The sequence below is a fragment of the Clostridium sp. RTP31139st1_H3_RTP31139_211217 genome, assembly GCF_040227035.1.
GTDB lineage: Bacteria > Bacillota > Clostridia > Clostridiales > Clostridiaceae > Clostridium > Clostridium saudiense.
In genome coordinates, this window is sequence record NZ_JBCOAB010000041.1 from 1 (window position 1) to 19,982 (window position 19,982).

Here is a 19,982-nt window from a genome sequence, read left to right on the forward strand (position 1 = left end):
AATATTACTGGAAATCAAAATTTCCAGTAATATTTGATTTATAAGAAACTATATTACACAAAATTATCTACAGTCTCTATACTATTGAAGCCGGTACTATTACAAGTGCTGTTCCTATATAGTTTACAGACATTAAACTTAATATTTTACTAGTTAATATTGTACTATTTCTTATAGGTAAAGCCATTAATAAATCGTAATCTTTTGAACTAAATAATGTTCCTTGCGCTTTATATATTGATTTTATAAAGCTTAAAATACATGAAAATAATACAGCAACTATTAATATTAAATCTAAATATCCCATTGGTTTTAATACTGTAGCTAACGCTATTGAATATGTGGTTGACATAAAACATATTACTGCTGCTATTAATAACAATGTAGCTGTAGTAATTAATAACTTCTTCTTTTCATTAGAAGTGCTAACCCCTTTAGATAAAGAATTAATTCCTGTGCTATTTATAAATGAATTTTTTAATAAAATAAATAAATTACTCATTATCAATCAACTCCATAAATACTTCTTCTAAAGAATTATTACCTTTAACTTGTTCAGTGCTACCAACTGCAACTATTTTCCCATCTTTAATAATTGCAATCTTATCACATAATTTTTCTGCTACCTCTAATACATGAGTTGAAAAGAATATTGCACTACCCTCATTACAAAGTTCTCTCATTATTTCTTTAAGTGTATGAGAAGCCTTAGGATCTAATCCAACAAATGGCTCATCTAATATTAATAACTTTGGTTTATGAATTAATGCTGATATTACTGCTAACTTTTGTTTCATACCATGGGAATATGAAGAAATTAAATCCCCTAAATATTTAGTTAACTCAAGCTTATCTCCATAATATTTAATTAATTTCTCTCTTTGTTCTTTACTTATTTTATAAATATCTGCAATAAAGCTTAAATATTGTATTCCAGTTAAAGCTTCATAAAGATCTGGATTATCTGGAATATATGCCATTACTTTTTTACATTCTATAGGATTTTTCTTAATAGATTTACTATCTATTAATATATCCCCTTCACTAAATTCTAATATTCCAACTATAGATTTAATCGTTGTTGTTTTTCCTGCACCATTGTGACCTATAAATCCAAATATCTCCCCACTATTTACAGTTAAAGATATATTATCAACTGCTTTTTTGCCCTTTGAATATTCTTTTGAAAAGTTCTTTATTTCTAACATACTATTTCTCCCCTTATACTTATTCCCCTTTTTATAATATCCTTATAAATTTGAAACTAATGTAAAAATTTGAATAACTATAGCTAATAATGATAAAATTATATTCCTTTTTATTTCTGCTGATTTACCATTTCCATTGGGTAAAAAACCAAGTCCATATAGCCCAATTGGTATAATAACAGCAATTATCTTTGGCATATAATTTTGTAATTTACCACTAACTGAAATCTGCATTCCTACTTTATTAGGTAATATAATAAATGATATAATTCCTAAAATAAAAATAACTATCCCAAAGCCTAATTTAATGATCTTTTCTAATTTACTATTAATCATTTTTAATCTACTAACCTTTCTTATTTGATATCTTGCGACTTAAATATTTTTATTCCCACAAATAACGAAATTGCTATTGTTACTAATGAAATTATTACTGATCTTAACAAATCTCCATTTCCTGCTTTAATTGAAGTTGCTAATGCTGAATTATAAAATGGTAATACCTCATAAACTCTATCGAACCAAGGATATATTCCGTATAAAAATCCAGCTAACGTAGGAATCCCTATAAATATTGCTACTGTTATTCCTATTGTAGCTCCATTACTTTTTACTAATGTTGCTATAATCATAGCTAATGCTGCTACTGCTGAACCTGCAATAACTGATGCAACAAATGTTTTTATCATTCCTAATAGTTGTGAAATTTCAAAAGCTTTCCCCCAGCCATTCATGAGCGTTACTACTATGGTTGGTAGGATTGTCATAACAGCTAAAATTATTGTAACTGCTATAACCATAGATACAAATTTTGCTAGATAAAATTCTTCTCTCCTCTTACCGTAAGCTAAGAAATTTTTAATTGTACCTTGTGAGTATTCTTTTGCTATTAATGCTCCTACTAATATACCTATTATTATTTCTATAACTCCTGACCCAAATGAAGCATGGTATACTTCTATTGAAGTTGGATTCATCATATCTTTAGCTTGTAACTGAATTCCTAGTTGGCCTGGTGTTACTATTGCTTCACTTTCAGACATACTTGTTAATTGTTCCATAAGAACCTCTTTTTGATCTTGTGGCATATTTCCTAAACTATCATTAAGTATTTTCTCAAAAACCGATGAACACATAACTACTGTCAATGTAGATAATAAAACTGCAACACATATTAGTACTTTAAATGTTCTATTTTTAAATAGCTTATATAATTCTGCTTGTATTGCTTTAAGCATTTAAAACACCTCCAACTTTATTCATAAAGTATTCCTCCAAATTTTCACCTTTAACACTTATACTTTCAACAATAATTCCGGATCTTGATAATAACGAATTTATTTCACCAACATTATCCAAATTAGAAAATACCTTTATGTTACTATCTTCTAATACCTCATAATCATTTATTCCTAATTCTCTCTCTAACAAAATTACCGCTCTAGCTGTATCATCAACCCTTAAATCTATATATTGTCTACATTTTTCGGATAGTTGCTTAGCTGTAATTTCTTCAATTAATTTTCCATTTGAGATTATTCCATAAGTTGTTGCAAGTTCTGATAGCTCACTTAATATATGGCTTGATATCAATATTGTCATATCTTTTTCTTTATTTATCTTCTTTAATAATTCTCTTATTTCAACAATTCCCATTGGATCAAGTCCATTTATAGGTTCATCTAATATAAGCAATTTAGGATTTCCCATTAGTGCATTTGCAATTCCTAATCTTTGTCTCATTCCTAAAGAAAAGTTCTTAACTTTTTTCTTTTCAACATCTTTTAATCCAACTAATTCTAATACTTCATCTATACATTTCTTTCCTGGTATATTCCTTACCAATCTAGATACTTCTAGGTTTTCTCTTGCCGTCATATTAGTATAAAATGAAGGGGTTTCAATTAAACTTCCAACCATTGTTCTTGCCTTATTTAACTCATTTTCCTCATTTGCCCCTAAAAGCTCTATTTCTCCACCACTTTTATGAATTAATCCTGTAATAAGTCTAATTAATGTTGTTTTACCAGCACCATTTTGACCTATAAATCCATATATATCACCTTTTTTAATAGTCATATTAACATTATCTACAGCCAGTTGTTCACCATATTTTTTAGTAATGTTATATGTCTTCAATACAACTTTTTTCATTTTTATTTACCCCCTAAGTATTAATTTATCTATCACTTCTTTTTTTATTTAAATTCTTAATTTACTTACATTGTATATCCATAGTTGTAAGATACCTTAAAGAAAATATTAAGAAAGTATTAAGTTTCAAAGATAAAAAATAAGATTAAAAAATGGTTGGTAGAACTCATTAAATTTTCTACCAACCACTATTTAAATTGTATAATTACATTTTTTAAATATATTATTTCCTATTGTAATTTTCTTTCCTACAAATATTAACTATTCAGACTTTAATTTAAATCCAATTCCCCATACTGTTTGTATATATTCATTTTCCTTATCTATCTTAGATATCTTGGCTCTTAAATTACTAATATGTACATTAACAGTATTATCATCTCCAATGAATTCATCTTTCCAAACTGCCTCAAATAAATTTGCCCTTGTAAACACTTTGTTAGGATTACTAATTAATAGCTCTAATATATCAAATTCTCTAACTGTTAAATTTATGTTTATTCCATTTACCTGTACTTGTCTACTATCTATATCTAAAGTTAAATTTTTATGAGTTAATTTATTATTGCTATTTGTTTTAGAACTAGAAAATGCTTTATACCTTCTTAATTGTGCCTCTACTCTAGCCAAAACTTCATTTATATCAAATGGCTTACTAATAAAATCATCCGCCCCCATTTTTAATACTCCAATCTTATCTTCTGGAGTTGTCTTAGCTGACTCGACTATTATTGGCATTAAATAATTCTTTCTAATTTCCTTTATTAACTCTTCTCCGCATATCCCTGGTAACATTAAATCTAAGATTATAAGATCATATTGACTTTTCTCAATGCACATCTTTGCTTCTGATCCCGAATATGCCCCTCTTACATCATATCCATTTTGACTTAGTATCTTACATAACAGCGCATTTATATCCCAGTCATCTTCAACTACTAATATTTTGTTACTTGCATTCATAAATTCTCCATCCTCTATAACAAATAATTATATAAATTATATCAAAAAATTATATCTCTATAAATTAGTATTACTAAATCCTGTAGAAATTATTTTCTACAGGCTTTAGTTTATTATTACATTTAATTAATTTTCAACCTTTTTCCTTTTGATACTACATTATTATCTTTATCTAAAACTTGGAATTCAAACATTCCTTCTGTTAAATCTTTTCCTGTTAATTTCTTTGTTCCTTCTAATATTACTGATGTTGATTTGCTATCTTCTAATTTCCCTGTAAAGTCCCACTTATGAGACTCCTGGCCATCATTTTTAACTTTATTAGCAATTAAATTTCCATTTAATGCACCATATTCAATATTTGCATTAGGAGCTAATATTGTTCCCATGAAATAATCCCCAGTACCAACCTTCGCATAATCACTAGTAGTAAATAATTTATCTTCTCTTAAGCTATCATATAAATTCCACAAAACATTATTTTCTTTCCCTATAACTTGCTCTGTGTTTCCATGGTCATTAATTTTAGTTACTAAATTTGCTAAATAATCTTTATCTACACCAGTCATATCTACATTAATAATTAATGTTTGCCCTTCAGCTATATTTATCTTTAGATTTCTCTTATTATTTCCATCACTAATTTCATTAGCTTTAATATTCAAATAATAAAAACTACTATTTCCATCAGTGGTTATCTCTTGATTTTCACCATTTAAGCTCCCTAATTTTACTCCACTTGATGTTGGATTATCTGATAATGCTTTTGAAATTTTTTTCAAATTATCTAATTCAGCATCAATATTTATATACGGCTTTGAACCTTGTTCTTCCTTATATACTTCTATATTTTGAAGTCCAGTACCTCCAATTCCTATACTAACCTTATTTCCATTATCGGTTATCTGTGTTGGAATCTTGTTTCCAATAACAACATTTCCATCACTCTTTATTTGTGTAATATTATCCGCACTATTTTGAATGTAATTCTCCTCATTCAATTTTAATGATGAAGACTGGCTAGCCCCAAATCCTTGTCCCCCTGCATCTAAATCTTTAGTTGCTATATTTCCATTAGTATGAGCTGATAAAATAGCTTCTGTTGAAAAAATATGAAAATCAAATGCTGGTGTAGTATATTCAATACAATCCTTTACATATCTAAAAGTATTTTTGCTCTTATATTCTTCTGTCAATTTCTTAGTTGCATCCAAAACATTTATCGCTTCAAATTCAATTGAACTTTTTGTAATTTCTTCACATTCATCGATTTCAGATATTCCTAATACTTCATCAGTAACTTCAGTTGAATTTTGTATATCATCTATTTTTTCACTATCTTCTTTAACTTCATTAGTATTTTGTATTTCATCTATATTTCCAGAAACCTTATCTGTACTAGATTCTATATTAACTGCTATATTAACTTTTTCTTGTCCAATATTAACGACAATACTATCATTCACTAATTCTTCAACTTCTAAAATTGTGCCAATAATAGAAATATTAATTTCAGACGAATCAACTGCTTTATCATTCAGAGTTAGAGTATATACATTCTGACTATCAATCACAGGATTTGAAGTAAAATACTCTGGTTTATAATTTATTTTTACATTTTTAAAATTTAATGGCAAATCAATATTAACTTCATCTCCAGCTTGTATATTTTTATTGCTATTGGTATATTTTATATCTAATTCTACCTCATCATTTGCACTAAGGTTAACTACTGAATTAATGTCAGTTATCATTGAATTAATTTTTAATACACTTAATATATTTGTATTCAAATTAGTTGCAAATACATTTGAAGTATAAAAAATATTAAACAATAACGTTATTACTAACATTAACGCTACCTTATTTTTTTTCCCCATAACATAATCCCCCCTTATAATAACCATCAGTCAAAATAATCTTATGTAAAATTTTACCAGTCAACTAGTATTATATTCCGTTTTTTTATCAAATAAATAATCCTATATAATAAAATAAAACTACATACTTATGATTAACTCTTCGTATTATTTTTTCACTTTATTCCTTAAGGTTAATAGGGGTATAAAAAAACTGATTCCTACACTAAATAGGAATCAGTTAATATATATTTGCTATGAAATTTATGATGAATGGATATATTGAAACTATATCTATTCATTAAGTTTTCAAAACAGTTCAAACACAGTATATCATATATACAATTATTTTAATTATGAGATTTTTAAATGACTTTCATAAAAATACTTAATGCAATTTCCTAGGAAATTATTTTTCCTTTAAATCATTAATCATATCTCTAAGCTCAGCTGCTCTTTCAAATTGAAGATTTTTAGCTGCATCTTTCATTTCTTCAGTATATTGCTTAATTAACTTCTTCTTTTCCTTCTCAGTTAAAGTAGAAGATTCTTTACTAATCTTATATTCTGAAGATTCCTCTGCAACTTTAGTTGCTTCAATTACATCTCTTATATCCTTAATAATTGTCTTTGGTACAATACCATGCTCCTCATTGTACTTCATTTGGATTTCTCTTCTTCTATTTGTTTCTTTAATAGCTCTATCCATAGACCCAGTCATTTTATCTGCATACATAATTACTTTACTTTCAGAATTTCTAGCTGCTCTACCTATAGTTTGAACCATAGATGTTTCAGAACGTAAAAATCCTTCCTTATCTGCATCTAAAATTGCAACAAGAGCAACTTCTGGAATATCCAGCCCTTCCCTTAATAAGTTTATTCCAACAAGAACATCGAATTCACCTAATCTTAAATTTCTTATTATCTCCATTCTTTCAATAGTCTTTATATCAGAATGCATATAAGTAGTTTTAATACCTAATTCAGTTAAATACTTAGTTAAATCTTCAGCCATTCTCTTAGTTAATGTTGTTACTAAAGTTCTAAATCCTCTTTCTGTTGTTTTAATTATTTCTGCATAAAGGTCATCTATTTGTCCTGTTACAGGTCTAATTTCAACTATAGGATCTAACAGTCCTGTAGGTCTGATTATTTGCTCTGCAATATTAGTAGAATGATCTAATTCATATTGAGCTGGTGTTGCAGAAACAAATATAAGCTGATTAATTTTACTTTCAAATTCATTGAATTTAAGTGGTCTATTATCATAAGCACATGGAAGTCTAAATCCATATTCAACTAATGTATCCTTCCTAGATCTATCCCCTGCATACATTGCTCTACATTGTGGCAAAGTAACATGACTTTCATCTATAAACATTAAATAGTCATCTGGGAAGTAATCTAACAAAGTCTTCGGTGGAGTACCTGTTGCTCTTCCATCTAAAACTCTTGAGTAGTTTTCTATCCCACTACAATATCCCATTTCCTTAATCATTTCTATATCATAATTAGTTCTTTGTCTCAATCTTTGAGCCTCTAATAATTTATCTTGAGATGTTAGCTCTCTTAATCTATCTTCTAATTCATCTTCAATTTGTTTTATTGCCTTATTTAAAGTTTCTTGAGATGCCGCAAAGTGGGAAGCTGGGAAAATAGCAACATGCTCTCTTTCTCCTAATATCTTTCCTGTTAATATATCAAATTCTCTTATTCTATCAATTTCATCACCAAAGAACTCTATTCTAATTCCCTTAGTTGAAGATGAAGCTGGAACAATATCTAATGAATCTCCTCTAACTCTAAATGTACCTCTAGAAAAATCAATATCATTTCTCTCATATTGAATTTCTATAAGCTTCTTAATTATTTCATCCCTTTCCTTTTCCATTCCAACTCTTAAAGAAATAGTTAACTTCTTATATTCATCTGGATTACCTAATCCATATATACAAGATACTGATGCTACTATTATTACATCTCTTCTTTCAAATAATGCTGATGTAGCCGAATGCCTTAGCTTATCTATTTCATCATTTATAGAAGCATCTTTTTCAATAAAAGTATCAGTTTGTGGAACATATGCTTCAGGCTGATAATAATCATAGTATGATACAAAATATTCTACTATATTGTCTGGAAAGAACTCCCTAAACTCTGAACATAATTGTGCTGCTAATGTTTTATTATGAGCTAAAACTATAGTGGGTTTTTGTACCCTTTCTATTATATTTGCCATTGTATATGTCTTACCAGAACCAGTTACCCCTAGTAATGTTTGATATTTTTCATTTTTCTCTATACCTGCCACTAAACTATCTATAGCTGCAGGCTGATCTCCAGTTGGTTTAAACTTAGAATGTATCTTAAATTTTCCCATGTATATCAACTCCAAATTTTTCTTATTCACATAAATACATTTTACTTTTTATCTTCACCATTTTCAAAACTTTTATAACAAAAAGTAGAGGTTAGTATAAACTTGCCTCTACTTTTTGTTTTTAAGTTCATCAATTATATTCTTTAAATCATCAGGTTTTATTTCAAATATATCTTCCTTTTTAACCATTTTTGGTACTAAAAGGAGACCTAATCTTTTGTTTCTAGGTTGTAAAATATATTCTAACACTTGTCCTGAATTATTTTTTATTTTAATTGGTATATTAAATATTGTATCTTTAGCAGCTTTAAATATATCTACTTCTGATTGTATATTTTGTCCATTAATTTCAATAATTTTATCCCCACGCTTAATGCCAACTTCATATGCCGGTGAATTTGGGGTAACTTCAAGAACCATTATTCCTTCATCATCGCTTACGTATAGACATTCACCCTTTTTCTCTACATTAGTTTCATACCTCATAATTAATTCATAAGCCAAAGGCAGATAAATAATGGCAAATATCTCTCCTAATATATTAATTCCTGCAAGTTGCGCTATTAACATAATAGAAACACCGTAAACTAAAATTGCTCCACCACATCTTAATGCTTTTACCTTTTTCTCCTGAGTAAAGGTAACATTTCCATAACCCATCATTCCATACAACGGAATAGCTGCTATCATTGTAGTTGCTAATATCGCTAATGTTTCACTTCTATTAACTATAGGCCACCATGATGATACATTTAAATAAACTGAATCAGTTGTTGATGCACTATTTGAAAAAATCATCAATATAGCTATTGGAACTGGCCAATATCTGCTAAATGAAAATCCACCAACTATTTTATCATCTTTCTTTGTAAATACAGGAATGGCTCCTCTATTCCCATCAATTATTATTAAAATTCCCTCAAGTACATACATTACTCCAATGAAAGTAGTTAATGATAATATGTTGATATTCATAAACAACTTCATTCCTGAAATATTGCTAATTATCTTTAAGCAAATTCCTATTATTCCTAAAATTGCTCCTGAATATGCATATGATATATATTTCTTTTTATAAAATAAAGATAATATTGATATCATAAATATAAATTCTATACCTGAATTTTCACTAAATGTAACTCCAAGTACGGATAATATAACAGTTCCAATTGCACCTGCCAATATTCCTAATACAATCTGGGATAATGTTAGTTCAAGAGGGGTATTAATCCCCTCTCCTAATGTCATCTTTTGTATAGACACAATTCTAACATTTTTGAAATAAAATATTATCCCAAATATTAAAATCATAAGTAAATGCATTGGCTCAATAATTGCTATTGCTATAGACTGTAAACTATGAATTATTAAATCCATCTTGAGCCTCCTAAATTAATTCTTTTCTTTTATTACCTCTAAGGCTTTTTGAAATTGTGGATCAATGCTTCTATCATAATCTTGGTCTAATATATCTTGTGGAATTTCCACAGTAATGTCTGGTTCAATACCAGTACCATGTATATTTTCCCCATTTGGAGTATAATACTTTGAAGTTGTAACCTTAAGTCCTCCCATTTCATTTGGTAAAACTTTAAGTTGTTGAACTATTCCTTTACCAAATGTAGTTGTTCCTATTGTTGTAGCAGCTTCATGATCTCTTAATGCTCCTGTAACAACCTCTGATGCACTTGCACTACCTCCATCAACAAGGACAACTAATGGTATTCCTATAGCATCTCCACCTATTGAATTTGAGATTACTTTTTTATTATATTTATCAATTGTATAAGTTACTACTTCTCCTTCTGGAATAAAATTAGAAGCAATTTCAACACATTCATTTAAGTATCCACCTGGGTTTCCTCTTAAATCTAATATTAGTTTTTTCATTCCTTGGTCTTTTAATTCATTTAATTTTTCACTAAACTTATCACTTACTTCTTCATCACTAAAAGTGCTTATTTGAATATATCCTATTCCATCTTCAAGGATTTCACCTTTTACTGATTCAGTTTTAATTTCAGCTCTTACAATTGTTACTTCAAAAGGCTCTTCAACCCCTTCTCTACTAATAGTTAAAGTAACTGGAGCCCCTTCTTCACCTCTAACTCTTGATACAACAGCTTCTGTATTTAAATCTGTAACTTCATAATCATCAACTTTTAATATTATATCTCCAGCTTTTAGTCCAGCTTCTTCTGCAGGTGAACCTTCAACTGGCGCTATTATTGTAACCTTGTTATCTCTAACACCTAACTGAGCTCCTATTCCATAAAAACTACCTTGGCTAGATTCCATAAATGCATTAAACTCTTCATTATCCATATAAACTGTATATGGATCTCCAACTGCTTCTGCCATTCCCTTCATTGCACCTTCAAGTAGCTTTTCATCATCTAACTCTCCATCATACATTGAAAACAGCATGCTTCTTAAAGTAAATAAATTTGAATACTTTCCTGAATCCTCAATTGCCTCTAAATCAGCAACTGCCTTTTCTGGAACTGATCCAATTACAATACCTTTAGTTGCCAACATATTACCTAAGTAAAATACCCCTAAATACGATCCTACAAGAAATGCTACGACTATTAAACCTTTTATAATTTTATATTTCTTTTTCTTTGGTTTAATTTCCTCTCCATTTAAATTCTCCATAAATATTCGTTCCTTTCTATATTTAATATATTATATTTACTTATTTTTACCCTTTATTTGCTTAAAACTACAACCCATAATAAATTAATGAGTTGTAGTTTCCAAATAATTTCTATATATATATTTTTGCCTAATAAATAAATTCTATATACTATACAATTAAGAATTTTCTTAATGCAAATATACTTCCTATAGCTCCAACTACTACTCCTCCACCAACGAAGCAAGCTAATAATGTAGTTAAAACAAATTGTGGTTGTACTAAATTTACTATAAACATAGATGATACTATCCATCTAAATATGCCATTATATGCAAAGTATAATAATATACTTGATAATAATGAACCAATTGCACCAATTACTATACCTTCAATAACAAATGGCCATCTAATAAACCAGTCTGTTGCTCCAACAAACTTCATAATTCCAACTTCTCTTCTTCTTGAGTATACAGTAAGCTTTATTGTATTCATGATTAAGAATACAGATACACCTACGAATACTACAAATAGACCAATACCTACAATTTGAACTACATCAACAAATTTGCTTATTGTATCAATAACATCTTGTTGATTTCCTATTCCTTCAACACCAGTCATATTTTCAACACTCTTTATTACATCTTCTGCAGCAGCTGGGTCTTTTAAATTAACTATAAATGAGCTTGGTAATGGGTTATTATTTAAATCATAACCTTCTAATAATCCTTCATTACTTCCTAAATTCTCTTTTAAATTTAAAAATGCTTCATCTTTTGATTCATATGTAACTTCACTAACTTGTTCTTGTTCCATTAATTTTAATTCTATTTCTTTTTGATCAACTAATTTTATGTCATCCTTAAGATATACTTGGATTTGAATTTTAGATGCTACATCTTCTATACTTTTATTAAAGTTTAATGCTAATAAAGTAAACGTACCAAAAACGAAAAATGTTATTAACACTGTAATCATTGCAGCAATACTGATTGTCCTATTTCTTTTTATGCTTTTAAATGCATCAACTATAAAATAGTTTAACGTACTAATTTTCATTTTCGTACATCCCCTTCCTATCATCTCTTACTATAGTTCCCTTATCAATAGCTATAACTCTCTTTTGCATATTATCAACTATGTCTTTTGCGTGAGTAGCCATTAATATTGTTGTTCCTGCTCTATTTATATCTTCTAATAAATCCATGATTTCTTTTGCTGTTTCAGGGTCAAGGTTACCTGTAGGTTCATCAGCTATTAATACTGATGGATTATTAACTATAGCTCTTGCTAATGATACTCTTTGTTGTTCTCCTCCAGATAATTCATTAGGAAACATCTTATACTTATGAGATAAGCCAACTAAAGATAATACCATAGGCACTCTTCTTCTAATTTCTCTTTGTGATGCTTCAACAACTCTCATTGCAAAAGCAACATTTTCATATACATTTAAAGTTGGTATAAGTCTAAAATCTTGGAATACCATCCCTATCTTTCTTCTGTAATATGGAACTTGTTTTCTAGTTACTTTAGATAGTTCTTTATCTGCAACTATAATTTCTCCCATTGTTGGATCTACTTCTTTTAATAACATTTTTATGAATGTAGATTTACCTGCGCCAGAAGGTCCAACTAAAAAAACGAAATCTCCTGAATTAATTTTTATATTTACATTCGATAAAGCTTTTACATTGTTGTCATATACCTTTGACACGTCCTTAAATTCAATCATAAATACACCTCTTTATATCATTAACTTCTATCTCTTGACAAACTATAAAGCCATTATAACATACAAACGCCTATAATACCAACATTTAAGGTGCATTTACCTTATATTACTATGTTTAAACCCAACTTAGTATTATATTATTAAAGTTGTTTTTTAAGGTATATCTTCAATAAATAGACTTAAATTTTATATTATTCGTAAGCTTTAAAACCTTCTCCTAAAACTTCTGTAGAATCATTTACTGTTAAGAAAGCAGCTGGATCTATTTCTTTTACATGTTTTTTTAATGCAATAAACTGATTTGAATTTAAAACTGTATATATTATCTTTACATCGCTTCCAGTATATCCACCATTTCCATTAAGTACAGTACATCCTCTATCAATATTTTTAATTATGTGATTAACTATTTCTTTTTCCTTTGATGTTATTATAAATACTTGCTTACAAGTATTAAATCCATCTATAAATTTATCAATTATTAGACCTATTAAAATAACACTAAAGAATCCAAATAATCCTTTATCAACCCCAAACACACTAATTGCTAATAAACAAACAAACGAATCTGTAAGTAAAACTGATATTCCTATACCAATTGGTGTAAACTTACTTATTATAGCTGCTATAATGCTAGTTCCTCCAGTAGAAGCTCCTTGATGAAACACTATTGCAGCTCCCATTCCTAAAAGAATTGAACCAAACACACTTGCTAAAAACATATTTTCAGTTAAAATGCCTGGTTTTAATATTTTTTCAATTATCCACATAAATACAGATAACATTACAGTAGCATAAATACTTTTTGCTCCAAATGATTTCCCTAGGACAATAAATGCTAATATAAATAATAGTATATTAAGCACAAGAACAACAATACTAGTATCTAATCCTGAAACCTTATTTACAACTAGACCTATACCAGATACTCCTCCTGCAGCTATATCACATGGAAAGAAAAAATATTCTAGTGCTATAGCCGTTAATGCTACTCCAATTGTTGTTAATAAATACTCTTTAATCTTTTGCATACATATCTCCCATCCTTATTTAATTTTCATCTATTCCCATAAATCCTTCACCCATAACCTCATGAACTTCTCCAACTGTGATAAAAGCATTTTTATCAATTTCCCTAATTTTGTTTTTTAGCTTTATGAATTCACTTCTATCTAATACAGTATATAATAGTGCAGTATCCTTCCCAGTAAATCCTCCAACACCTTTTATAAAAGTACATCCTCTTTCCAAATCATTCAATATGAATTTACTTATATCCTTATTTTTATCACTTATTATGGTAATTTCACTTTTAGTCTTAAATCCAGCTATTATATTATCTATGACAACTCCATTAATTATTACTGATAATAATCCATATAACCCCATATTTATTCCAAAAGTTATTGCCCCTAATAAAGTTACTAAAAAATCAACCATTAATAATGATTTTCCTATTTCTATATGGAAAAATTTATTTAATATTTTTGCTATTATATCTGTTCCGCCAGTTGAAGCATTGGCATTAAACACTATTGCCATTCCCCCTGCAGATATTAATGTACCAAATATAGTTGCTAACATCAAATCATTAGTAATATTTATTGGTATAAAAGTTTGCATTAGCCACATTGATACTGATAATAAAACACTAGAATATATAGTTTTAGCACCAAATTTAGCTCCTAAAACTATTAATGCAATAACAAATAAAACTGCATCCATCATTAAAACTAATGGTCCGATAGATATAAAAGGAATATAATGATTTATTACAATGGCTAATCCTGTTATACCTCCTGCTGCTATATTATTAGGCTCAAAAAAATAAACAACTGAAATTGCAACTAGAAGTATACCAATTGTAATCAGAGCAAATTCTTTAATATTTTTCTTTTTCATCTAATTACCCCCTTACCAAAATAAAATTACTTGTATTATTTTCCCTCATTATATATATTTTATCCTATGCAATTTAACACACTTCTCCATTATATACTTTATTTAACCATAAAAAAACTGCGATTTTTTAATCGCAGTTTTAGTGGTAAATAGCTGTTTGTGGTTTATCTTATAGCTAAATGCTGTAAATAACAACATCATGCTCCTAGATAATAAATCCTAAACTTCGAATGTAGTTAAAACTCCATCTGAAATTAAGAATTAAGTATATATTTAAATCTATTTTTTTAGAGTAATTGCGTCTTTAACTTTATTAACTATATCTTGAGCTGTTAAATTGTATGCCTTTAATAATTCATCTGGCTTACCACTTTCTCCAAATACGTCATTAACTCCAACCTTTAAAACTGGCACTGGATACTTTTCAGTAACAGCTTCTGCCACTGCAGAACCTAATCCACCAATTACACTGTGCTCTTCTGCAGTTACAATTGCTCCAGTTTCTTTAGCAGCTTCAATTATTAATTCGCTATCTAAAGGTTTGATTGTATGTATATTTATAACCTTAGCATTGATTCCCTCATTTGCTAAAATGTCTTTTGCTTCAATTGCTGCATCAACCATAATTCCTGTTGCAATTATAGTAACATCTTTTCCTTCTGATAAAACAACACCTTTTCCTAATTTGAATTCATAAGTGTTCTCATCATTTATAACATTAACTGCAGCTCTTCCTAATCTTACATAACAAGGACCATCATAATTTGCTATAGCTTTAATTGCTGCCATAGTTTCAACTGCATCTGCAGGTGATATAACTACCATGTTTGGTATACTTCTCATTAATGATAAGTCTTCAACTGTTTGGTGAGATGCACCATCTTCTCCAACTGTTAATCCAGCATGTGTTGCACAAACTTTGACATTTAATTTAGGATAACAAATTGAGTTTCTTATTTGTTCAAATGCTCTTCCTGCTGCAAACATTGCAAAAGTACTTACAAATGGAACTTTTCCACAAGTAGCTAATCCTGCAGCAACTCCCATCATATTTCCTTCAGCAATACCCATATTAAAGAATCTTTCTGGACAAACTGCTTTAAAGTCAGCTGTCTTAGTAGATTTAGATAAATCAGCATCTAATACTACTACATTTTCATTTTCTTTTGCTAATTCTGCTAATGCTTTTCCATATGCTTCTCTTGTAGCGATTTTCTTACTCATTATCTGTCTCCTCCAATCTCAGCTAAAGCTTTCTCACATTGTTCCTTGCTAGGTGCAGTACCATGCCATGCTGCTTCATTTTCCATGAATGACACGCCCTTACCTTTTACAGTTTTACAAATAACTACTGTAGGCATCCCCTTACAATTTTTTGCTTTTTCTATTGCATCTATTATTTCATCATAATTATGTCCATCAATAACTAAAACATTCCACCCGAAAGCTTCAAATTTCTTATCTATTGGTGATGGATTCATAACATCTTCTACATTTCCATCTATTTGTAGTCCATTAAAATCTACAAAAGCAGTTAAGTTATCTAATTTATAGTGAGCAGCTGCCATAGAAGCTTCCCAAACTTGACCTTCTTCTAATTCACCATCACCTAAAATAGTGTATACTCTATAATCTTTATTATCTATCTTTCCAGCTAAAGCCATTCCAACTGCTGCTGAAATTCCTTGCCCTAAAGAACCAGTTGACATATCAATTCCTGGTAAACATTTCATACTTGGATGACCTTGTAATCTTGAACCAAACTTTCTTAAAGTACTTAGTTCTTCTACTGGGAAAAATCCTCTTCTTGCTAAAGCACTATATAAAACTGGTGCTGCATGTCCTTTTGATAATACAAATCTATCTCTATCAGGATTCTTTGGGTTATTTGGATCTATGTTCATTTCTTTAAAGAAAAGAGTTGTAACTATATCTGTAGCAGATAATGATCCTCCTGGATGTCCTGATGCTGATTCTGTTAACATTGAAACTATATCTTTTCTAATTAATTTAGATACTGATTTTAATTCTTCTACATTATTAACCATTTATAAGCCTCCATTATAACAATTTATATTAATATTCTTTATTATACTCTATAATTATGTAAATTACCCAAATTTATTTTATCATAAGGTTAATTATTTGTATACACTATTTTTATAAAAGTATACAATATTCATTTCAATAGTGTACATTATATATCTTGTTTATTGATTCATATAATTTTTAATGTAAATAAATATATAAAAAAACTGTATCAAAATTCATTAATAGAATTTTGATACAGAATCTCTAATAAATTATTTAAGCTAGACTTATACTAATAAGTAATGATTTATCTACTTTTTTCATATCAGTTTCAGTCATATGACCTATTTTTTCTTTTAGTCTTTTTTTATCTAAGGTTCTTATTTGCTCTAAAAGAACAACAGAATCTCTATTTAGTCCGTATTCTTCTGAAGAAATTTCAACATGTGTTGGAAGTTTAGCCTTGTTAATTTGAGAAGTTATAGCTGCTACGATAACAGTAGGACTATATTTATTCCCTATATCATTTTGTATTATAATAACTGGTCTAATTCCACCTTGCTCAGAGCCTATAACCGGACTTAAATCTGCATAAAAAATATCCCCTCTTTTTACAACCATAGTAGTCATTAAAAATATCACACTCCGCAAAGCCATTTCTCATATTCATTTATATCATCATATTGGTATTTAAGTGACTTTTGTGATGAATTACTGTATCCTGTTATCTCTAAATTAATTTTCGACATTTCTTTATATCCCTTTTTCATTAATTCAAAGAACTCACATGATTCGTTCTCCTCACTATATACTATTAAATTATCTTTAATAAATTTACTACTTTTTTCAAATTCATTTTCAAATTTGCGGTTTATTGTATTATCTATTTTTTCTGACATGAATTCCCTCCTAAGAGTTCTATTTTCTATGTATAAGAAAATTATATTTCAAATAATGTCAATTTGTAAATAGAAATGTCACTATATATCGCAAATTTCGTAATTTTTTACAATTTTTCTTATTTATAAAGTAATGTTGTAATTATTTTTTACTAATCCCTATGTACTTAATTTGTCACTATAAATACATCTTGATTTCATTAAATACTGTAATTGGCTAAATTTATAAATTTGATTTTCTACAATATTTCATCTTTTGCTTTTTAGTGTTATCTTCTTTCTAAGTTTTTTGTTATGTGTAGCGTGAATATATTACAATTCACCGCTACACAGTGCTTGTCCTTAGTCAAATTTCTCTTTATCAAACCCTTTAACTTCTTTAAAATCATCATATATTATTCTTAAAGAGTCATTCCCATTTTTATCATATACTATAATACCTATTGGTGTTTTAGTTTTCTTATTAATAAAAATTCTTGCAGTATTAAAATGTTCATTTTCTAAAAATAATTCTGTATCAACCTGAATATATATTTTATCCCCCCACTCTTCTTGTCCTTCTTTTATTGAATCACTTTTAAGTGGATATGATAATATTTTATTCATAAATGCTAATGAGTGAAGTATATCCATCCCTTCATCTATTACATACTCATTACTATCTGAACTATCTTTTACATGAATACCATCTTCTTTATATACTTTTACTTTTTCATCTTCAAATTCTATTCTTACACCATCCTCGCTAGAATAATATTGAATAGTATCTTCTCTTTCTTCCCCTTTTGTGTTCTTAATTATGTACTCAACTTTCGTTTCATAACACTTAATATTTTTCAATTCTCTGATTATATCTTCATTGTTTGGTAAAAACTTAGCCCTAAAGATAATAACAAGAACGATAGATATAAAAGGTATTATTAATAATAATGAAATGATTATTTTCTTTTTCATAACTCCCCCCATAATCACTATTTCATTATTACTAATATTAAGTAAATGTATATTTTATTCATAATTTATTATTAAGTTAAATAAATATATTTTTTAATTATGTAGATTGACGATCTTCCAAAACTACAAAAGCAATTGCCATAGTTTTATTATGAGAAATAGAAACATTAAATAAATAGTCTTTAGATTTTATAACCTCTTCTATTTTACTAGATACCCTTACTATTGGTTTTCCTAACTCATCTCTAAATACTTCAATATCCCTAAAGCTAAATCCACGAATTCCTGTTCCTACTGCCTTACTAACAGCTTCTTTTACTGCGAAATTCCCAGCAACACTTTCTACTCTAAGTGTATTTTTTGATAGCTCTTCAACTTCCCTTTTTGTAAATACCTTTTCTAGAAATCCAGGCGTATTATCAATGGCATTTTTTATTCTGTCAATTTCAATTATATCTGTCCCAACTCCTAATATCATAAAACACCTCTTTAGTTTAAATATATTCTTCTAATTTATTTTATGTAAATTTAAAACCCAAAGTCATTTACACATAAGTCAGCATACTCACCTACTATATCAACTAAGTGAATTGGTGAAACTAAATTATTAAATAATAACATTAAAATATCTTCTGCTTTTCTTTGATTACTTGCCACTATATCAACTATATCTCTTTCTAAATTTATTACTTCTCCTTCTTCAAAATCTTGTCTTTCTATCTCAATTCCAAAAGCTTGTCTATTTCTAATGCTGTTTTCAACGATTCTATAAATATATCTGCTTTCTTTGTCATCAAAATTAACTATTTTACTTAAAGACTTCTTTATTCTCATGATATACCTCTCCTCAACATATTATTTAATAATTAAACAATAACACACATTGCGTTAAAATTATGTCAAACTGTGGTATTACCCTCAATAAAAATTCCCTTACTATTCAACATAAATGTAATTTATTACACTTTTTTTAGTAACTATTCTTACATTCTATACATCCTCAAGTAATACTTTTGAGTTAATTTTTGTCGAAAGATATTAAAAATAGAAGTTTTTTATAAAAACTTTATATTATTTAAACTGCAAACCAATAATTTACAATCAAAATCTTATTCTATCTACAAATAAAAAGTAATAACCTTATTCTAAAATAAGATTCAAATGGCAAGTTTCAAGTTAAGGAATAAATTCAACTTATGCTAAATTTAAAATATAATTTAAAAACTCCCTAAGGAGTTTCATCCTTAACTTGA

The 19,982-nt window shown here is 28.3% G+C and carries 21 protein-coding genes; all 21 read right to left on the reverse strand.

Features of this window, described 5'->3' with window-relative positions:
- Positions 1-76: 76 nt before the first annotated feature.
- The 21 genes from ABUA17_RS14420 to ABUA17_RS14520 all read right to left on the reverse strand — a co-directional run bounded on the left by ABUA17_RS14420 (position 77) and on the right by ABUA17_RS14520 (position 19,563).
- The gene (locus tag ABUA17_RS14420; RefSeq protein WP_349818100.1) at positions 77-502 is read right to left on the reverse strand and encodes a hypothetical protein; all 426 of its coding nucleotides are present in this window, start codon (positions 500-502) and stop codon (positions 77-79) included.
- Positions 495-1,208, reverse strand: coding sequence for an ABC transporter ATP-binding protein (locus tag ABUA17_RS14425; RefSeq protein WP_042397677.1), 714 nt, complete (start codon positions 1,206-1,208; stop codon positions 495-497). Before ABUA17_RS14425 ends, ABUA17_RS14420 begins: the two co-directional genes overlap by 8 nt.
- 42 nt (positions 1,209-1,250) lie before the next feature.
- Complete coding sequence (locus tag ABUA17_RS14430; protein ID WP_042397680.1) at positions 1,251-1,544, reverse strand: hypothetical protein; 294 nt, start codon at positions 1,542-1,544, stop codon at positions 1,251-1,253.
- A gap of 20 nt (positions 1,545-1,564) precedes the next feature.
- Positions 1,565-2,446, reverse strand: coding sequence for an ABC transporter permease (locus ABUA17_RS14435; RefSeq protein WP_042397683.1), 882 nt, complete (start codon positions 2,444-2,446; stop codon positions 1,565-1,567).
- Positions 2,439-3,362 (reverse strand): ABC transporter ATP-binding protein, encoded by a 924-nt coding sequence (locus tag ABUA17_RS14440; protein ID WP_195951427.1) that lies wholly within the window; start codon positions 3,360-3,362, stop codon positions 2,439-2,441. Before ABUA17_RS14440 ends, ABUA17_RS14435 begins: the two co-directional genes overlap by 8 nt.
- A gap of 261 nt (positions 3,363-3,623) precedes the next feature.
- The gene (locus ABUA17_RS14445; protein WP_042397689.1) at positions 3,624-4,325 is read right to left on the reverse strand and encodes a response regulator transcription factor; all 702 of its coding nucleotides are present in this window, start codon (positions 4,323-4,325) and stop codon (positions 3,624-3,626) included.
- Between the two features lie 122 nt (positions 4,326-4,447).
- Positions 4,448-6,205, reverse strand: a complete 1,758-nt coding sequence (locus ABUA17_RS14450) for a hypothetical protein (RefSeq protein ID WP_195951426.1) — start codon at positions 6,203-6,205, stop codon at positions 4,448-4,450.
- Positions 6,206-6,593: 388 nt separating this feature from the next.
- Entirely contained in the window at positions 6,594-8,567 is a 1,974-nt protein-coding gene (uvrB, locus tag ABUA17_RS14455) for an excinuclease ABC subunit UvrB (protein ID WP_195951425.1), read from the reverse strand.
- Positions 8,568-8,675: 108 nt separating this feature from the next.
- On the reverse strand, positions 8,676-9,944 hold the full coding sequence (locus ABUA17_RS14460; RefSeq protein ID WP_195951424.1) for a PDZ domain-containing protein: 1,269 nt from the start codon (positions 9,942-9,944) through the stop codon (positions 8,676-8,678).
- 15 nt (positions 9,945-9,959) lie between these two features.
- Complete coding sequence (locus ABUA17_RS14465; protein WP_055275223.1) at positions 9,960-11,225, reverse strand: S41 family peptidase; 1,266 nt, start codon at positions 11,223-11,225, stop codon at positions 9,960-9,962.
- Between the two features lie 151 nt (positions 11,226-11,376).
- On the reverse strand, positions 11,377-12,267 hold the full coding sequence (gene ftsX, locus ABUA17_RS14470) for a permease-like cell division protein FtsX (RefSeq protein WP_042401967.1): 891 nt from the start codon (positions 12,265-12,267) through the stop codon (positions 11,377-11,379).
- Positions 12,257-12,943 carry a cell division ATP-binding protein FtsE gene (gene ftsE / locus ABUA17_RS14475; protein WP_042401965.1) on the reverse strand — a complete coding sequence of 229 codons (687 nt, stop codon included), beginning with the start codon at positions 12,941-12,943 and terminating at the stop codon, positions 12,257-12,259. Before ftsE ends, ftsX begins: the two co-directional genes overlap by 11 nt.
- A gap of 191 nt (positions 12,944-13,134) precedes the next feature.
- Entirely contained in the window at positions 13,135-13,974 is an 840-nt protein-coding gene (locus ABUA17_RS14480; RefSeq protein ID WP_042401963.1) for a YitT family protein, read from the reverse strand.
- Positions 13,975-13,993: 19 nt separating this feature from the next.
- Positions 13,994-14,845: a YitT family protein gene (locus ABUA17_RS14485; protein WP_042401961.1), complete on the reverse strand. Its 852-nt coding sequence runs from the start codon at positions 14,843-14,845 to the stop codon at positions 13,994-13,996.
- Positions 14,846-15,124: 279 nt separating this feature from the next.
- Positions 15,125-16,069 (reverse strand): transketolase family protein, encoded by a 945-nt coding sequence (locus ABUA17_RS14490; protein WP_195951423.1) that lies wholly within the window; start codon positions 16,067-16,069, stop codon positions 15,125-15,127.
- Positions 16,069-16,893: a transketolase gene (locus tag ABUA17_RS14495; protein WP_154820957.1), complete on the reverse strand. Its 825-nt coding sequence runs from the start codon at positions 16,891-16,893 to the stop codon at positions 16,069-16,071. The genes ABUA17_RS14490 and ABUA17_RS14495 overlap by 1 nt, the downstream gene beginning before the upstream one ends.
- Before the next feature lie 259 nt (positions 16,894-17,152).
- A complete protein-coding gene (locus ABUA17_RS14500; protein ID WP_042401953.1) occupies positions 17,153-17,506 on the reverse strand; it encodes a type II toxin-antitoxin system PemK/MazF family toxin in 354 nt (117 codons plus the stop codon).
- An 8-nt stretch (positions 17,507-17,514) separates the two neighbouring features.
- Complete coding sequence (locus ABUA17_RS14505) at positions 17,515-17,775, reverse strand: hypothetical protein (RefSeq protein WP_042401949.1); 261 nt, start codon at positions 17,773-17,775, stop codon at positions 17,515-17,517.
- A gap of 342 nt (positions 17,776-18,117) precedes the next feature.
- Complete coding sequence (locus ABUA17_RS14510; RefSeq protein WP_052330754.1) at positions 18,118-18,729, reverse strand: germination lipoprotein GerS-related protein; 612 nt, start codon at positions 18,727-18,729, stop codon at positions 18,118-18,120.
- 97 nt (positions 18,730-18,826) lie between these two features.
- A complete protein-coding gene (gene acpS, locus ABUA17_RS14515) occupies positions 18,827-19,207 on the reverse strand; it encodes a holo-ACP synthase (RefSeq protein WP_042401945.1) in 381 nt (126 codons plus the stop codon).
- Positions 19,208-19,257: 50 nt separating this feature from the next.
- Positions 19,258-19,563: a DUF6514 family protein gene (locus tag ABUA17_RS14520; protein WP_042401944.1), complete on the reverse strand. Its 306-nt coding sequence runs from the start codon at positions 19,561-19,563 to the stop codon at positions 19,258-19,260.
- Between the last annotated feature and the right edge of the window lie 419 nt (positions 19,564-19,982).

Excerpts from the sequence above, each read along its gene's own strand:
- ABUA17_RS14420 (WP_349818100.1), bottom strand. The coding sequence starts at position 502 with ATGAGTAATTTATTTATTTTATTAAAAAATTCATTTATAAATAGCACA.
- ABUA17_RS14425 (WP_042397677.1), bottom strand. The coding sequence starts at position 1,208 with ATGTTAGAAATAAAGAACTTTTCAAAAGAATATTCAAAGGGCAAAAAA.
- ABUA17_RS14430 (WP_042397680.1), bottom strand. The coding sequence starts at position 1,544 with ATGATTAATAGTAAATTAGAAAAGATCATTAAATTAGGCTTTGGGATA.
- ABUA17_RS14435 (WP_042397683.1), bottom strand. The coding sequence starts at position 2,446 with ATGCTTAAAGCAATACAAGCAGAATTATATAAGCTATTTAAAAATAGA.
- ABUA17_RS14440 (WP_195951427.1), bottom strand. The coding sequence starts at position 3,362 with ATGAAAAAAGTTGTATTGAAGACATATAACATTACTAAAAAATATGGT.
- ABUA17_RS14445 (WP_042397689.1), bottom strand. The coding sequence starts at position 4,325 with ATGAATGCAAGTAACAAAATATTAGTAGTTGAAGATGACTGGGATATA.
- ABUA17_RS14450 (WP_195951426.1), bottom strand. The coding sequence starts at position 6,205 with ATGGGGAAAAAAAATAAGGTAGCGTTAATGTTAGTAATAACGTTATTG.
- uvrB (WP_195951425.1), bottom strand. The coding sequence starts at position 8,567 with ATGGGAAAATTTAAGATACATTCTAAGTTTAAACCAACTGGAGATCAG.
- ABUA17_RS14460 (WP_195951424.1), bottom strand. The coding sequence starts at position 9,944 with ATGGATTTAATAATTCATAGTTTACAGTCTATAGCAATAGCAATTATT.
- ABUA17_RS14465 (WP_055275223.1), bottom strand. The coding sequence starts at position 11,225 with ATGGAGAATTTAAATGGAGAGGAAATTAAACCAAAGAAAAAGAAATAT.
- ftsX (WP_042401967.1), bottom strand. The coding sequence starts at position 12,267 with ATGAAAATTAGTACGTTAAACTATTTTATAGTTGATGCATTTAAAAGC.
- ftsE (WP_042401965.1), bottom strand. The coding sequence starts at position 12,943 with ATGATTGAATTTAAGGACGTGTCAAAGGTATATGACAACAATGTAAAA.
- ABUA17_RS14480 (WP_042401963.1), bottom strand. The coding sequence starts at position 13,974 with ATGCAAAAGATTAAAGAGTATTTATTAACAACAATTGGAGTAGCATTA.
- ABUA17_RS14485 (WP_042401961.1), bottom strand. The coding sequence starts at position 14,845 with ATGAAAAAGAAAAATATTAAAGAATTTGCTCTGATTACAATTGGTATA.
- ABUA17_RS14490 (WP_195951423.1), bottom strand. The coding sequence starts at position 16,069 with ATGAGTAAGAAAATCGCTACAAGAGAAGCATATGGAAAAGCATTAGCA.
- ABUA17_RS14495 (WP_154820957.1), bottom strand. The coding sequence starts at position 16,893 with ATGGTTAATAATGTAGAAGAATTAAAATCAGTATCTAAATTAATTAGA.
- ABUA17_RS14500 (WP_042401953.1), bottom strand. The coding sequence starts at position 17,506 with ATGACTACTATGGTTGTAAAAAGAGGGGATATTTTTTATGCAGATTTA.
- ABUA17_RS14505 (WP_042401949.1), bottom strand. The coding sequence starts at position 17,775 with ATGTCAGAAAAAATAGATAATACAATAAACCGCAAATTTGAAAATGAA.
- ABUA17_RS14510 (WP_052330754.1), bottom strand. The coding sequence starts at position 18,729 with ATGAAAAAGAAAATAATCATTTCATTATTATTAATAATACCTTTTATA.
- acpS (WP_042401945.1), bottom strand. The coding sequence starts at position 19,207 with ATGATATTAGGAGTTGGGACAGATATAATTGAAATTGACAGAATAAAA.
- ABUA17_RS14520 (WP_042401944.1), bottom strand. The coding sequence starts at position 19,563 with ATGAGAATAAAGAAGTCTTTAAGTAAAATAGTTAATTTTGATGACAAA.